We start from the raw sequence: 14,981 nt of genomic DNA, 5'->3' as shown, positions 1-14,981 counted from the left end.
ACGGATCCCCCCCCACGCGGAATGGATCACAAGGATAGCCCAGGATTCTTGCGGGAACGCGACAACTTGCCTTTCAGTTTATGTATACGAAGCTAGCTAGTTCTCTGCGAGACTCTTGCACAAGTGCGCCCTGTGTATACACTAGCCACATGTCTGTCATCGTCGAACGCACGTCCGCGAGCGATCGCGCGTACGCTGCTCTGCTCGATGGCATCCAGTCCGGCGCGCTTCCTGCGGGCACTGTACTCGGCGAGGTCGAGCAGGCTGAGCGACTGGGGGTGAGTCGCACTCCGATGCGTGAAGCGCTGCGTCGTCTCATTGCAGACGGCCTCGTCGTGCAGCAGTCCCCACGCGTCACCGTTGTCGCTGATCTCGACGCAGACGACATCCGCTCCCTCTTCGAGATTCGTCGTGCACTAGAGGAGAGTTCGGCTCGCCTCGCTGCGACCAGGGGAGATGCGGCACTCTTCGCCGCTCTTGCTCGCGAATTCGCGATCGTCGATCTTTCGGACCCCGCGGGTCGGGACGCCTACTTCGCCCTGATCGCCCGCTTTGACGCCGCGCTCGATGCGGCCGTCGCGAACGACTACATCGCCTCGGCTCTGCGCACCGTGCGCACTCACCTGGTGCGGGTACGCCGGATGGCGCGGGACAAACCGGCCAGACTCGCCGCCTCTGCTGCGGAACATCGCACCATCGCCGAGGCGCTCGCCGCCCGCGACGGCGATCTCGCCGCCCACGCCACGCACGTACACCTGCATAATGCCCTCGCTGGCATTCTCGATTCCCTCCCCGACCCCGCGACCGAAGGACACTCATGACCGTCACCCATCACGTCCGCGTTCACCGCAGCGACGAGAACCTTGAACGCTCAGAACAGCTCGCGTGGAAGATCGCCGAAGTTGCCGCTGACCAGGTCGAGGTCGACCAAGACGTGGTCGATATGATCATCAACCGCATTATCGACAATGCTTCCGTTGCCGCGGCCTCCCTCACGCGCGCGCCGATCAACGCTGCCCGCGCGCAGGCATTCAGCCACCCCGTCTCCACGGGTGGCGCAGGCGCTAACCTCTTCGGTGCGGCACTCGACCAGCGCACCAGCCCCGAGTGGGCAGCGTGGGCGAACGGTGTGGCGGTGCGTGAACTCGACTATCACGACACCTTCCTTGCTGCCGAGTACTCGCACCCTGGCGACAACATTCCACCGATCCTCGCGGTCGCCCAGCACGTCGGCAGTGACGGTCGTGCGCTGGTGCGCGGCATCGCGACGGGTTACGAGATTCAAATGGATCTGGTGCGCGCCATCTGCCTGCACAAGCACAAGATCGACCACGTGGCTCACCTCGGACCGTCGGCTGCTGCCGGTATCGGTACCCTGCTCGGACTCGATGTCGAGACCATCTACCAGGCCGTAGCTCAGGGGTTGCACACCACCACAGCTACGCGCCAGAGCCGCAAGGGTGAGATCTCGACATGGAAGGCACACGCCCCCGCTTTCGCGGGCAAAATGGCCGTCGAAGCAGTGGACAGGGCGATGCGCGGCCAGACAAGCCCCTCTCCAATCTACGAAGGTGAAGACGGCGTGATCGCCTGGATGCTCGACGGCAAAGACGCCGCGTATGAGGTGCCACTTCCCGCCGCCGGTGAGGCGAAGCGCGCCATCCTCGACTCGTACACGAAGGAGCATTCCGCCGAATACCAAGCGCAGGCACTCATCGACCTCGCCCGCAAGATGGGGGCAGCGAATGCCGCACTGCGTGATCCAGCGAACATCGACCAGATCATCATCCACACCAGCCACCACACGCACAACGTGATCGGCTCTGGAGCGAACGACCCGCAGAAGTACGATCCGACGGCTTCGCGCGAAACCCTCGACCACTCCGTGCCGTACATCTTCGCCGTCGCGCTGCAGGATGGCGGATGGCACCACGTCGACTCCTACACTCCGGAGCGTGCTGGTCGCGCTGACACGGTTGCGCTGTGGCACAAGATCACGACCGCAGAAGATGCAGAGTGGACGCGTCGGTACCACTCCGAAGATCCGGCAGAGAAAGCGTTCGGCGCTCGTGTCGAAATCCGCCTGACCGATGGTTCGACGGTGGTAGACGAGATCGCCGTGGCCGATGCACACCCGCTCGGGGCTCGGCCGTTCGTGCGCGAAAACTACATCGCGAAGTTTCGCCTGCTTGCTGAGCCGGTGCTGGAGTCGGCAGAGATCGAGCGGTTCCTGGAACTTGTGCAGCGCCTGCCAGAGCTGACGGCCGCCGAGGTCGCGGAGCTGTCGATCGTCGCGAAGCCTGGCCTGCTCGACGCGGCTCCGAAGCCCGCCGGACTGTTCTGATGCTGTGTGACCCTTCGACAAGCTCAGGGACCCACCCCCACCCCGGGTTGCTGAGCCGCCACCCCCGGTTGCTGAGCCTGTCGAAGCACCGCCACGCTGGGTTGCTGTGTGACCCTTCGACAAGCTCAGGGACCCACGCCCGGTTGCTGAGCCGCCACGCTGGGTTGCTGAGCCTGTCGAAGCATAAAAAGGAGGATCACTGATGCTGTACTCCACTGTCTCGCCAGCTGAAAAGCGGCGACTGTTCCGGGAGCGCCTCTCGAGCGGGGAGCTGTTGCGCTTCCCCGGCGCGTTCAACCCGCTGAGCGCACGGTTGATCGAGCAGAAAGGTTTCGAGGGTGTCTACATCTCCGGAGCCGTGCTTTCGGCCGACCTTGGATTGCCGGATATCGGCCTCACCACCCTCACCGAGGTCGCCGGTCGCGCCAAGCAGATCGCACGCATGACCGACCTCCCCGCGATTGTGGATGCGGACACCGGATTCGGTGAGCCGATGAACGTCGCCCGCACGATCCAGGAACTTGAGGATGCGGGCCTTGCCGGGACGCACATCGAAGACCAGGTCAATCCGAAGCGTTGCGGTCACCTCGACGGCAAGGCCGTGGTTGATGAGAACACTGCGATCAAGCGGATTAGGGCCGCAGCTGATGCCCGCCGCGACGAGAACTTTTTGATCATGGCGCGCACCGATATCCGGGCCGTTGACGGGTTGGATGCGGCGATCGACCGTGCGAAAGCACTCGTCGACGCGGGGGCAGATGCGATCTTCCCCGAGGCGATGCGCGATCTCGCGGAGTTCGAGGCGATGGCAGCGGCGTTGGATGTGCCGATCCTCGCGAACATGACCGAGTTCGGCAAGAGTGAGCTGTTCTCTGTCGAGCAATTGCGCAGTGCAGGAGTGAACCTGGTCATCTGGCCTGTTTCGCTGTTGCGCATCTCGATGGGCGCTGCTGGGCGTGCACTGGATACGCTGAACGACGAGGGGCATCTGACCTCGAAGCTCGGCGAGATGCAACACCGCGCCGATCTCTATGACCTGATCGACTACGAGTCGTACAACCACTTCGACTCCGGCGTCTTCAACTTCACCATCACGAAGGAGTGACCATGACCGAGCCGGACATCAAAAAAGGCCTCGCGGGCGTTGTCGTCGACACGACCGCGATCTCGAAGGTCAATCCAGAAACAAACAGCCTGCTGTATCGCGGATACCCCGTGCAGGAACTGGCTGCGACGCAGCCGTTCGAAGCTGTTGCCTACCTGCTGTGGAATGGTGAACTCCCCACGCCGGAGGAACTCGCCGCCTTCCGGCTGGAAGAGCGCAAGCACCGTGCACTGGCCGATAACGTCAAGGCCGCAATCGATCTGGTGCCGCTGAACGCGCACCCGATGGACGAGGTTCGTACGGCCGTGAGCCTGATGGGGGCATCCGACCCCGGCGCTGGTGGATCGGTGCTTGATGCGGGCGGAAGTCCAGAGCAGAATCTGGAGCGCAGCATCCGCCTGTTCGCCGCACTACCTGCGATCGTCGCCTACGGGCAGCGTCGCCGGCGTGGACAGGAGATCATCGCCCCGCGCGACGACCTCGACTACTCCGCCAACTTCCTCTGGATGACGTTTGGGGAAGAGGCAGACGACGTCGTCGTCGACGCATTCAACCAGTCGATGATTCTGTACGCCGAGCACTCCTTCAATGCCTCCACATTTACGGCGCGGGTGATCACGTCGACATTGAGCGACCTGTATTCGGCGGTCGTCGGCGCTGTCGGCGCCCTCAAAGGCCCGCTGCACGGGGGAGCGAACGAAGCCGTATTGCACATCTTCGACGACATCGGTTCTGCCGAAAACGTGGGGCCATGGCTCGACAAGGCGCTCGCTGAGAAGCGCAAGATAATGGGCTTCGGTCACCGCGTCTACAAGAGTGGAGACTCGCGGGTGCCGACCATGAAAGCCGCACTTGACACCCTCGTTGAGCACTACGACCGGCAGGATGTCGGCGATCTGTACAGCGCTCTTGAGTCGGAGTTTGTCGAGCGCAAGGGCATCTACCCGAACCTCGACTATCCGTCTGGGCCCGCGTATAACCTGATCGGCTTTGACACGCTGACGTTCACGCCGCTGTTCGTGGCGGCGCGCATCACAGGATGGACGGCGCATGTGATCGAGCAGGCGGGCGCAAACGCGTTGATCCGCCCGCTGTCGCACTACAACGGTCCAGACGAGCGGCACGTCTCGGCCTGACCCTTCGACAAGCTCAGGGACCGCCCTTCGACAAGCTCAGGGACCGCCCTTCGACAAGCTCAGGGACCGCCCGTCGACAAGCTCAGGGACCGCCCTTCGACAGGCTCAGGGACCGCCCTTCGACAGGCTCAGGGACCGCCCTTCGACGGTGGGTCGCTGAGCCTGTCGAAGCGTCACATACGGACCGGGTCGCTGAGCCTGTCGAAGCGTCACATCACTCGACCGCGGGCGGCGCCGAATCAGCGTCAGCGGATGGCGCCTTCTTGAGCACCATCCTGATCGCAATCACGGCCACAACAATCACGGCGGTCACCGCGAGTACGAGCAGATCGGGGACGGCGCTCGTCGCGGTCATCACCCAGCCTTCGAGCTGAACCTGATCGGTCGCCCCCAGAGCGGAGCCGAGCGATGCGGTGCCGTTGGTGACGATCAGCAGCACTCCTACGCCGACCATAAGCGCGCCGCTCACGATGCTCGTCCAGGTGTTGCGCCACCGACCGATCTTCACCTCGCGTGGGCGGATCAGGTTGCGAACGAACGGAAGCTTGCCCCACACGAGTGCCAGCACAAACAGCGGCACGACCATTCCTGCGGCGAAGACGAGCAGGACCAGGCCCCCGTAGAGAGCATTTCCGCCCAGCGCAGCGAGCGTAAGAACCGCACCAAGCAGGGGTCCTGCGCACACCCCGGCGAGCCCGTAGACCGTGCCGAGCGCAAACACAGAGACGGATCCGGCTCCGTTCGTGCGGCTCTGCCGGAGGAACGGAAGCGGAATGTTCGCAATCATCAGCAGGCCCAACAGGATCACCACACCGGCGGCGATCTGAATGAAAAGTATGCGGTTGACCGAGACGAATGCGCCAACGGTGCCGGCGAGCACACCGAGTGGCACGAGTGTCGTGATCAGCCCCAGATAGAAGATGCCGGTCTTGGCGAGCAGCTCACGAGGGTTGGTAAAGGCGTAGGAGAAGAAGGCCGGAAGCAGCATCACCGAGCAAGGGCTCAGCAGCGTCAAAATTCCGCCCAGGAATGCTCCGAGCAGGCCCATCTCAATCACTGCTATTGGACCTCGGCGAGTGCCGTGTCTAAGAACTCCCGAAACACATCAAGCGGCTGTGCTCCAGAAAGTGCCTGATTACCTACGACGAAGAACGGCACGCTATTCACGCCCAGCTGCTGAGCGGTGGTCGTGCTCTCTTTTACGAGCGCCAGGAGTTCAGGGTCATCAAGGTCTGTGACGAACTTGTCGATATCTGGCACGCCGATCTGCTCAGCAACTGCAATGAGCTGTTCCCGCGCAAGTTCGGGGTGCCCTGATTCCGGGGCTGCTTCATACACAGCACTGAGGTACTCGGCAAACATGCCCTGATTTCCGGCGGCGCGGGCAGCAACGGCGGGGGCTTCATCGCCGAAGAAGGCCACATCGCGCACTTCGATGCGCACATCGCCAGTGTCGACATACTCTTCGACGAGAACGGGCAGAGTGTCGCGGCTGAACACTGCGCAGTACGGACACCGCATGTCTGTCCACTGCACCATCACAATGGGGGCATCGACGTCGCCCAGCGCCATCGGATCGTCCGGATCGCGGAGGGCAATCTGCGTTTGCTCGTCCTGTGGCTGCGAGGCGCTCTCGCTTGGCGCCGGTTGAGCTGGAGTGCTCTGGGCGCTCGGCTGCGTCGCCATCTGCGCTGCGACCACCACCAGCAAAAACAGCACGACGGCAACCAAAATCACAATGATCAGCTTCGCGCGTTTGTACTTTGATTCCATTGCGGTGGGGTTTGCGTTGCTCATCACACGTTCCAGCCTACGTGGGTACCGCCCTTCGACAAGCTCAGGGACCCTTCGACAGGCTCAGGGACCCGGGGTCGCTGAGCTTGTCGAAGCGTCACGTATGCCCCGGGGTCGCTGAGCTTGTCGAAGCGTCACGTATGCCCCGGGGTCGCTGAGCTTGTCGAAGCGTCGCATACGCTGGCGGCATGAGCGCTGAACGCAACTGGGCGGGAAACCTGCAGTACCGAGCATCGACGCTCGCGCATCCGACTTCCCTCGACGAGCTCCGCGCTCTTGTTGCCCGGGGCGGGCCGATGCGCGTGCTCGGATCCCGGCACTGCTTCAACGACATCGCCGACACTGACGGCACGCTTATTGTCTTGGATCGACTGCCTTTCCTTTTCGAAGTGAACGAGCAACGCGACGCCGTACGCGTCTCTGGTGGCCTCCGCTACGGAGACATCTCATCTCACCTCGATGCGGCAGGGCTTGCGATTGCGAACCTCGCATCGCTCCCGCACATCTCTATCGCTGGCGCCACGGCCACTGGCACCCACGGTTCCGGTGATGCGCTGGGTTCACTGGCGAGCGCGGTGCGTGCGCTCACCATCGTCACGCCGTCTGGCGACGTGCGTGAGCTGCGTCGAGGTGACGCAGATTTCAACGGCGCGGTCGTGGCTCTCGGAGCCCTCGGAGTGGTGGTCGACATCACGCTCGACGTGGAGCCGACGTACGACGTTGCCCAGCATGTATTCGAGCGCCCGAACTGGGACGACGTTTTGGCGGACTTCGATGCGGTGACATCCATCGGTACGAGCGTGAGTCTGTTCTCCCGGTGGGGACAGACCGAAGTGGTCGACCAGATCTGGGTCAAGCAACGCCAACCAGACACGCAGCGGGAAGCGCGTGATGCGCTGTTCGCTCGGCTGGGCGCACAGCCGGCGGTGACGAAAAGGCATCCGATCTTGGGGGTTGATCCGGTGGCATGCACCGATCAGTTGGGAGTCCCTGGGCCATGGTTCGAGCGACTCGCGCATTTCAAGCTCGAACACACGCCGTCTGCTGGTGCCGAGATTCAGAGTGAGTATTTGGTGCCGCGGGCCGATGCGGTGGTGGCGATTCGGGCGGTGCGTGAACTCGCCACACAGATCGCGCCTTTGCTGCTTGTGAATGAGATTCGCACCGTGCGCGCAGACGACCTGTGGCTGAGCTCGTCTTATGGCACAGACGCGGTCGGGATCCACTTCACCTGGAAGCCGGAAGAAGAGGCTGTCAGAGCCCTGCTCCCCACTATCGAGGCGGCGCTGCCCGCGACCGCTCGACCGCACTGGGGCAAGGTGTTTACGCTCGACCCCGTCGAGGTGCGGTCGCGCTATCCGCGCTGGGATGAGTTCGCAGCCCTCGCCGCCGATTTCGACCCCGAGCGCCGCTTCGTGAACCCCTACTTACAACGGCTAGGCCTTTAGCTTCCCGGCTTACTCGGCTTGGGTCGCTGAGCTTGTCGGAGCGTCCTTCGGCAGATGCGTGCTCGGACGAATCCCCTGGACGCTTCAGGCCGTGGGGTGTTTTCTCCCAAGAGTGCGGTGAGTGCAGAGCCTGGATGGCGGCTCTCCAGGCGGCAAAAGCGTGAAGTATCCAGTACACAGGCAGAAGTAGCACGAACCAGGGGAGCACCCCGCCGTATCGCCGAGCGCTCGTGAAGGCAGAAATTCCGAGGGTGACCAAGATTGTGAGTATCGAGCACGCATAGCTGAGCACCAGCAAATAGATGGGTGCGTTCAGGTCGATAACGCCGACGGCGAGCAGCACGGGGCTCAGCAGCAGCACCGGGTACATCATGAAGGCGATCGGTGTGCCGAGCACAAGCAGGATCATGCTGGCCATCCCCGACCAGCCTGTTTCTTGATGAAACCGGCGAATGTTCCGCGTGTACACGCCTGCGGTAACGATGTATCCCTTGATCCAACGCGTGCGTTGCCGAATCCACGGACGCACCTGGCTGCATGCTTCTTCCCATGTGGTCGAGTCGAGGACTGTGGTCCGAAGTCGCGCAGCGGCGATCCGCATCCCTAGATCGGCGTCTTCCGTGACGTTGTAGGGGTCCCAGCCTCCTAGGTGGCGCAGCACGCTGGTGCGGAAGTGGTTCGACGTTCCACCCAGTGGAATCGCCATCTTCGCCTTTTGCATGCCGGGAAGCATCCCATCGAACCACGCGGCGTATTCGATCGCGAAGAGCCGGGTAAGCACCCGCGACGATGCGTTGAAGTAGTGGAGGCGTGCTTGCACGCACGCGAGCGTTCCTGAAGTGTCAGAGAGAAACGCGGCGGCAGCTTTTTGGAGCTGGTCCTCTTCTGGACGATCTTCCGCGTCGTAGATCACGACGAGATCTCCCGTCACGAAATTCAGGGCGTAGTTGCACGCCCGTGGCTTCGTCTGAGGGCTTCCTCCTGGAACAACGATCACCTCGAAATGCGGGGGAAGTTCCAGCGCGCCGGCAGCGGCGATCATGCTCCGATCGCGCTCTTCGAGGATCAAAAATATCTGTAGCCGATCGACCGGATAGTCGAGCCGCGCGAGTGAATCTACGAGCTCGGGGAGCACATTCGCCTCATCAAACATCGGCACGAGTATGGAGTAACTCGGCAGCTCGCCTGCCCTCCGCGGGGGCAGATCTGGTTCCCGAGACGCCTTCAGCGCAAGGAGCGCCATCGCCGTTTTGAAGAACAGGTTGACAGTGAAACCGATGAACGCGGCAATCCACAACACCAGGACCGCTTGGTCTTTGTCGAAGATGAACCAACCGACGATCGCAATCACGAACATGACCGGCACCACCATTTGCCAGCGCGTTAGTCCCTGCTTCGCTGAACGGGTAGGAAACTCCCTATTGAACGACTCTGCGGCGTCGTAGGCAAGATCTTCTCGGGAGCGTGGCAGGGCGAAGCCACGTTGCCGGAGCGCGGCGTTTTGGGAGCGCCACTCTCGTATCTCACGACGAGTCGTGAGCGACGGCATCATCGTGGGAGGGGTGGTCGTTCGAGTGTCTGCCTCTTGCAGATCAAGTCGATATGACATGTACGGAACCTCGGAACCTCGAAATCGGGACACCTAGGAGACGCACTTCGTACGATTTGATTACGCGCTTCAGAGAGGTTCACCCTCCGCCTCGCCCCGCCGACACCCTCACCCCACCTCCAGCTCGCCGCCCCTCGAACGGGCTCGCCGCCCTCGAATCGGGTCGCTGAGCCCGAACGGGCTCGCTGACCCCTCCGAACTGGCTCGCTGACCCCCCGAACGGGGTCCCTGCCCCCGAATCGGGTCGCTGAGCTTGTCGAAGCGTCACACCACCTCTGGATCGACCGCCTGCACCTCAAGCAGCACGGTGGTGTCGGGAAAGACCGCCGGATGCACGATCCCGACGCGTTCCAGCACGCTCCCGCTGAGTACTGCACCAGTACTCTCCGACACTCGCTCGGCGGTGACGGCAGAGTGCGCGGCCATGTCTCCCGCCCCGGTCTTCCACCACGGAGGCGGAAGGAGCCCGGCCAGTTCCCCGGTCGGCAGCACTGGGTGCACGCGGTAGCGACGTTGCGGGTCGAGCCCACGGAGCCGCACGCGACCGTACATGCTCGTCATCGGACGTTCGACGCAAGCGATGGCAAACAGTGCGCGTGAGCGATCTTCTGCGACGACGCCGTGTCCGAAGAGGGTGTCGTCGCCGGTGTCGAGGCGCACTACTGAACCCGTGTGCAGCAAGTCGCGGTGTTGCTTATGGAATGCGACCCACGCGCCCAGCTGGGCGAGCTCGTCGGCTGGCGCGCTGCGCAGATCCCACTCGATGCCCAGGTGGCCGAACAGGGCAGTCGACGCGCGGTACTCCAGCGAGTGACCACGCCCTGTGGTGTGCGAGACGCCAGAGGCGATGTGGGCGCCCATGAGTTCCGGCGGCAGCAGCTGCTGGGTCCATCGGTGGATGAGTTGTCGCTCGTGCGGGTCGATGCAGTCGGAGGCCCATACGCGGTCGGTGCGTTCGAGCACCTCGAGGTCCACTCTTCCTCCACCGGAAGCACAGGATTCGATTTCTAGGCCGGGGAACGTCGCTTTCAGTTCGTCGATGAGTTGGTAAAAAGCGAGAGTCTGGGCGTGCACCACAGGTCGTCCGCTCGTGCGGTCGGAACCTTCCACGAGGTCACGGTTGTGGTCCCATTTGATGTACGAGATGTCGTAGTCGCGTAAGACCGCCACCATCGCATCTCGCACATAGTCGTAGCACGCAGGAATCGCGAGATTCAGAACCTGCTGGTTGCGGCTAGGCACCGGCAGTCGCTCTGGATCGGCGCTCATGATCCACTCCGGGTGTGCGCGCGCAACGTCGGAGTCGAGGTTCACCATTTCCGGCTCGAACCACAGTCCGAACTGCATCCCGAGACCGGTGACGTGGTCGATCAGCGGACCGAGGCCATCGGGCCACACTTCGGTCGAAACCTGCCAGTCGCCGAGGCCGGAGGTGTCGTCTCGGCGTGATCCGAACCAGCCATCATCCAGCACGTAACGCTCGACCCCGATTTCAGCTGCCCGATCAGCAAGTGCAACCAAGCCAGGAAGGGAGTGGTCGAAGTACACCGCCTCCCATACATTCAGCGTCACAGGACGCGGGGTAGCTGGGTGCTGCTCGCGCGCTCGCAAATGACGGTGGAAGCGTCCGGCAAGTTCGTCGAGGCCGTCCCCGTAGGAGCCGTACAGCCACGGCGACGCGTACGAGTCGCCGGTGTCGAGCACGATCTCGCCCGGCAGAAGCAGTTCACCGCCGCCCAACACTTGCTCTCCGCTGAACACCCGTTCGGCGTAGTGCACGTGGTTTCCGCTCCACGCGGTGTGCACTGCCCAGACCTCTCCGCTCGCGAAGTTGAAGCCAGGAACACCAGCGTGCAGTAGGTAGGCGGAGTCGGCGCCAGTGCGTCCACGACGGTTCTCTCGCAGATGGATTCCGACGCCGAGACCGGTACGTTGCGGGGTGCGCTCGCGCGCCCAGCGCCCGGCGAAGTCGAGCACCTCGTGCGCCAGAGTCGGGGTGGGAAGGGTCAGCGTGAGGCCATCAAGTGCATATGCTTCGCCGGCCATATTGGTCAGCGTGGCGCGGGTGCGCACGAGCCCTGCGGGTAGCAGCTCCACATGTAGGGCGAGCGCGAGACCGGCGCGGGGGTCTTCTGCACGAACGACAAGCTCGCCTGCGCCGGTGGTGGTGAACTCGGCGGTCACAGGGGAGCCGTTGAGGGAGCGCTCCGTCACGTGAAAGCGGGGAGACCACCCTGACCCTGCGCGTGAACCAGAGAGTCCAGCGCGGCCGGGCCAACCACTCCACCCTTCGGCGAGGATGCCGACGCGCACGGGGGCATCTACTTGGTTGAGTCCGACAGGGTTCACTCCCGCTTCAGCGAGCGCGGCTGCCTCGGCGTCGTTCATGGGTCCGAGGTCAGCGCCCCAGTGCACGACCGAGGGGAGGAGGTCGTCGGAGACGTCGAGAATCAGCGCGACACCGGCGGCGCGCATGGCGACCGTGCGTCGAGTGGAGGAAGAAAGGGGCGTGCTCACAGAGGGCCTTTCGGGAATCAACGGTCAGCCGCCACCGACGCGACGGGCGGGGCGAGGGGGCAGCCGCACGATTCACGCACGACAAGATCGACAGGGAAGCTGTGGTGCTGTGCCGTGGATCCGACATCCGCGATGAGATCGAGGGCGAGGTCAGCCATCGCACGCACCGGTTGCCGCGCCGAGGTCAGAGCAGGCCAGGTGTAGCTGCCTGCGCGGGTGCCGTCGAAGCTCACGATCGGGCATTCGCGCGGAATGTCGACCCCCGCCTCGTGAAGCGCTCGCACGGCTCCGACTGCCTGCGCATCTGAGCTGACGAAGAGTGCATCTGGCAGGGTTCCTGTTTCCCACAGCCGACGTGCTGCGCGGTATCCGCCGGCATTGCTCCACTCGTCGATCGCGATCGGGCCTTCTTCGAGACCGCGTGCCGCGATCTCCTCTCGCCATCCGACGATGCGGGGGTCGGGAGTTGCGAGGCCGTCTGGACCGATGATGAGGCCGATCCGACGGCGACCGTGTTTTTCCGCAAGGTGGGCGACCGCAGCGCCGGCGCCAGCTCTCGCATCCGGACCGATGGTGTGGCGTCCTGCCACAGGGCCAGCGCAGTCGAGCATGACCGTGCGAGGGTCGCTCGGATCTGGTGGTGTCGGGTCGCGCCAGCGGTCGCCGGAGCTCATCAGCAGGAGTCCGTCGATCTGGCGCGCGGTGAGTTCGGCGACCAACTGCTTCTCGACCTCAGGATCTCCGTGAGATTCCGCGACGAAGAGTTGGTATCCGCGAGCAGAAGCTGTGCGCTCGATCGCCTGCGCGAGCTCAGCAAAGAACGGATTGAGGGTGTCCATCAACACGAGACCGATGGTGTGCGTGGTGCCGAGGTTGAGGGCACGCGCGGTTTGGTTGGGGCGGTAGCCCAACTCCTCCACCACGGAGCGCACACGCGCGGCAGTTTCGGGAGCAACAGGTCGCGGCCCGCCATTCATGACGTAGCTGACGACCGCGGTGCTCACCCCGGCTGCGCGCGCGACGTCGGCGCGGGTGGCTCGGCGGGTACGAGACTCCATAGCAACCCTTCTGAACGCCTCCTTCGGCGCTTCTCAAGTACTCTACCCGCGTAGATATCCCCGATGTCAATGTTCAAAAGTCACTTGCGCCGACGCTATCTACCCGCGTAGATTACCTCGCGTCGTCCCACTGACGGGGCTGTCTTCATCCAAAGGGGGGTGTGCCATGAATGAAACTTTCTGGCTCGTAACGCTGTTCGTGCTTTTTCTGGTGATCGTTGCGGTCATCACGACGGTGCGAGTGCGAGGGACACGCTTCGATTCGATGGACGGCTACTTTCTCGCCGGACGATCTCTGTCTGGCTGGGTGATCGCCGGTTCTCTGCTGCTCACAAACCTGCAAGCGTCGAACTTCGTCGGAATGTCGGCCAACGCTTACGACGTAAACATGGCCGTGATGGGCTACGAAGTGTTCTCCGGCGTCACCCTGATCGTCGTCGCACTATTTCTCGTGCCGCGTTATCTGAAGCAGGGCATCACCACGATTCCCGACTTCATCGAAAACCGGTTCGGCCCAGGAACGCGCAACTTTGTCACTGCGCTGTTCCTCGTGCTGTACGTGGTGAACCTCGTTCCGGTCACTCTCTACGCCGGCGGTGTGGCACTGTCTGGCATGTTCAATGTGCCAGAGCTGTTCGGTATCTCCCAGTTCGCCGCGGTTTCGATTTTCGTTTGGCTGATCGGCCTTGTCGGTGGCGCGTATGCGATCTTCGGCGGATTGAAGGCTGTCGCCGTCAGTGACTCCATCAATGGCATCGCTCTCATCGCGGGCGGTCTGCTCGTGCCGATTCTGGGCTTCTGGTACCTCGGATCGCTTGACGGCGGAGGGTTTGGAGCCGGCATGGACCGGTTCTTGACCACGGAGCCGGAGAAGTTCAACGCCTTCGGAGGAGCGGACGACCCTAATCTGCCGTTCACGGCGGCGATCACCGGCCTTATTCTCGTGAATCTTTACTACTGGGGCACGGATCAGTCCGTCATCCAGCGCGCACTCGGCGCCAAGAATCTCGCACAGGCAGAGAAGGGTGTGCTGATTGCGGGGCTGCTGAAAGTGCTCACCCCGTTCATGCTCATCATTCCTGGGGTGATGGCAGCCCAGTCGCTCATGAAGGTGCCAGAGGGTGCGACCTCAGACTCGATCTATCCGCTGTTCGTGGCTGAAGTTCTCCCTGTGCCACTGCTGGCGTTCGTGGCTGCTGCGCTCATGGGGGCGATCCTGTCGACCTTCAACTCGGTGCTGAACTCCGCCTCGACGCTGTTCGCCAAGAATGTGTATAAGCCACTCAAGAAAGATCGCGCCTCGGACCAGCAGGTCGTAAAGGCGGGCAAATGGTTCGGACTCGCGATTGCCGCGATCGGCATTTTCGGGTCGCCCTTCCTCATGTACACCGGGACGGGGCTGTTTACGTGGCTGCAGATGGTGAACGGCTTCTTCAACGTCCCGATCTTCACCATCATCCTGCTTGGGTACTTGACCAAACGAGTGTCATCGCGGGCGGCCAATATCGGGCTCGTCTTCTTCGTCACTCTGTATGCGCTGAGCCAGACGGTGTTCTCTCAGCAGGTCGCCGCGCTCGGGCTCCACTTCATGCACGTGTCTGCGATTCTCTTTGTTGTGACATCGCTGTTGATCCTCGTGCTCGGTCGGGTGTGGCCTCGGGCAACGCCATACGTGCTGCCAGAAAGCAACGTCGTCGAGATGCAGCCTTGGCGGTTCCGCTACCGCATGGCAGGCTTCACGCTCGGCGCGATGATCTCGATGTACGTCATGTTCTCGCCGTTCGGCCTCGCCTCCGGTGAGGGACTCTCTGCGGCTGCCATCGCCAGCATCGCCGCTTTGCTCGTCGGCGGAAGCACTGCCGGCATCCTGGCCGACCGCCGCTGGCCCGCCGACCCCCTCGCCCCGTCCTCCTCCTCCTCCTAAACACTGCTCCCGTCGCACTATTTGTCGCTCCCACAGCGTGAGAGCG

10 protein-coding genes and 1 pseudogene are annotated in these 14,981 nt (G+C 63.0%); 6 read left to right on the top strand and 5 right to left on the bottom strand.

Annotated elements, in window-relative coordinates; genetic code table 11:
* The first annotated feature begins 149 nt into the window (after positions 1–149).
* From AB0O87_RS01280 to AB0O87_RS01265, 4 genes are all read left to right on the top strand, one after another.
* Positions 150–821, top strand: coding sequence for a GntR family transcriptional regulator (locus tag AB0O87_RS01280; RefSeq protein WP_363510963.1), 672 nt, complete (start codon positions 150–152; stop codon positions 819–821).
* Positions 818–2,344 carry an MmgE/PrpD family protein gene (locus tag AB0O87_RS01275; RefSeq protein WP_363510961.1) on the top strand — a complete coding sequence of 509 codons (1,527 nt, stop codon included), beginning with the start codon at positions 818–820 and terminating at the stop codon, positions 2,342–2,344. The genes AB0O87_RS01280 and AB0O87_RS01275 overlap by 4 nt, the downstream gene beginning before the upstream one ends.
* Before the next feature lie 202 nt (positions 2,345–2,546).
* Positions 2,547–3,449, top strand: coding sequence for a methylisocitrate lyase (prpB, locus tag AB0O87_RS01270; protein WP_363510958.1), 903 nt, complete (start codon positions 2,547–2,549; stop codon positions 3,447–3,449).
* Positions 3,450–3,451: 2 nt separating this feature from the next.
* Complete coding sequence (locus AB0O87_RS01265) at positions 3,452–4,585, top strand: bifunctional 2-methylcitrate synthase/citrate synthase (RefSeq protein ID WP_363510955.1); 1,134 nt, start codon at positions 3,452–3,454, stop codon at positions 4,583–4,585.
* A gap of 214 nt (positions 4,586–4,799) precedes the next feature.
* Here the strand turns inward: AB0O87_RS01265 and AB0O87_RS01260 are convergent, their stop codons facing one another.
* Together AB0O87_RS01260 and AB0O87_RS01255 are read right to left on the bottom strand one after the other, a co-directional pair.
* Positions 4,800–5,633, bottom strand: a complete 834-nt coding sequence (locus AB0O87_RS01260; protein WP_363510953.1) for a cytochrome c biogenesis CcdA family protein — start codon at positions 5,631–5,633, stop codon at positions 4,800–4,802.
* An 11-nt stretch (positions 5,634–5,644) separates the two neighbouring features.
* Entirely contained in the window at positions 5,645–6,382 is a 738-nt protein-coding gene (locus tag AB0O87_RS01255; protein WP_363510950.1) for a thioredoxin domain-containing protein, read from the bottom strand.
* A 185-nt stretch (positions 6,383–6,567) separates the two neighbouring features.
* Between AB0O87_RS01255 and AB0O87_RS01250 the strand changes: the two genes are divergently transcribed.
* On the top strand, positions 6,568–7,827 hold the full coding sequence (locus tag AB0O87_RS01250) for a D-arabinono-1,4-lactone oxidase (RefSeq protein ID WP_363510947.1): 1,260 nt from the start codon (positions 6,568–6,570) through the stop codon (positions 7,825–7,827).
* Between the two features lie 337 nt (positions 7,828–8,164).
* Here the strand turns inward: AB0O87_RS01250 and AB0O87_RS01245 are convergent.
* From AB0O87_RS01245 to AB0O87_RS01235, 3 genes and pseudogenes are all read right to left on the bottom strand, one after another.
* A pseudogene (locus tag AB0O87_RS01245) lies at positions 8,165–9,070 on the bottom strand (glycosyltransferase); the annotation flags it as partial.
* A gap of 630 nt (positions 9,071–9,700) precedes the next feature.
* Positions 9,701–11,911, bottom strand: coding sequence for an alpha-galactosidase (locus AB0O87_RS01240; protein ID WP_363512860.1), 2,211 nt, complete (start codon positions 11,909–11,911; stop codon positions 9,701–9,703).
* A gap of 59 nt (positions 11,912–11,970) precedes the next feature.
* Positions 11,971–13,011 (bottom strand): LacI family DNA-binding transcriptional regulator, encoded by a 1,041-nt coding sequence (locus AB0O87_RS01235; RefSeq protein WP_363510945.1) that lies wholly within the window; start codon positions 13,009–13,011, stop codon positions 11,971–11,973.
* A gap of 166 nt (positions 13,012–13,177) precedes the next feature.
* Between AB0O87_RS01235 and AB0O87_RS01230 the strand changes: the two genes are divergently transcribed.
* Entirely contained in the window at positions 13,178–14,935 is a 1,758-nt protein-coding gene (locus AB0O87_RS01230) for a solute:sodium symporter family transporter (RefSeq protein ID WP_363510942.1), read from the top strand.
* Positions 14,936–14,981 lie beyond the last annotated feature (46 nt).

This window comes from Microbacterium sp. NPDC076768 (assembly GCF_040687205.1).
In the GTDB taxonomy this organism is placed as follows: domain Bacteria; phylum Actinomycetota; class Actinomycetes; order Actinomycetales; family Microbacteriaceae; genus Microbacterium.
The sequence above is the reverse complement of the archived record's forward strand: the minus strand, read 5'-3'. Positions and strand labels throughout refer to the sequence as shown.

Excerpts from the sequence above, each read along its gene's own strand:
- AB0O87_RS01280 (WP_363510963.1), top strand. The coding sequence starts at position 150 with ATGTCTGTCATCGTCGAACGCACGTCCGCGAGCGATCGCGCGTACGCT.
- AB0O87_RS01275 (WP_363510961.1), top strand. The coding sequence starts at position 818 with ATGACCGTCACCCATCACGTCCGCGTTCACCGCAGCGACGAGAACCTT.
- prpB (WP_363510958.1), top strand. The coding sequence starts at position 2,547 with ATGCTGTACTCCACTGTCTCGCCAGCTGAAAAGCGGCGACTGTTCCGG.
- AB0O87_RS01265 (WP_363510955.1), top strand. The coding sequence starts at position 3,452 with ATGACCGAGCCGGACATCAAAAAAGGCCTCGCGGGCGTTGTCGTCGAC.
- AB0O87_RS01260 (WP_363510953.1), bottom strand. The coding sequence starts at position 5,633 with ATGGGCCTGCTCGGAGCATTCCTGGGCGGAATTTTGACGCTGCTGAGC.
- AB0O87_RS01255 (WP_363510950.1), bottom strand. The coding sequence starts at position 6,382 with ATGAGCAACGCAAACCCCACCGCAATGGAATCAAAGTACAAACGCGCG.
- AB0O87_RS01250 (WP_363510947.1), top strand. The coding sequence starts at position 6,568 with ATGAGCGCTGAACGCAACTGGGCGGGAAACCTGCAGTACCGAGCATCG.
- AB0O87_RS01240 (WP_363512860.1), bottom strand. The coding sequence starts at position 11,911 with ATGCGCGCCGCCGGTGTCGCGCTGATTCTCGACGTCTCCGACGACCTC.
- AB0O87_RS01235 (WP_363510945.1), bottom strand. The coding sequence starts at position 13,011 with ATGGAGTCTCGTACCCGCCGAGCCACCCGCGCCGACGTCGCGCGCGCA.
- AB0O87_RS01230 (WP_363510942.1), top strand. The coding sequence starts at position 13,178 with ATGAATGAAACTTTCTGGCTCGTAACGCTGTTCGTGCTTTTTCTGGTG.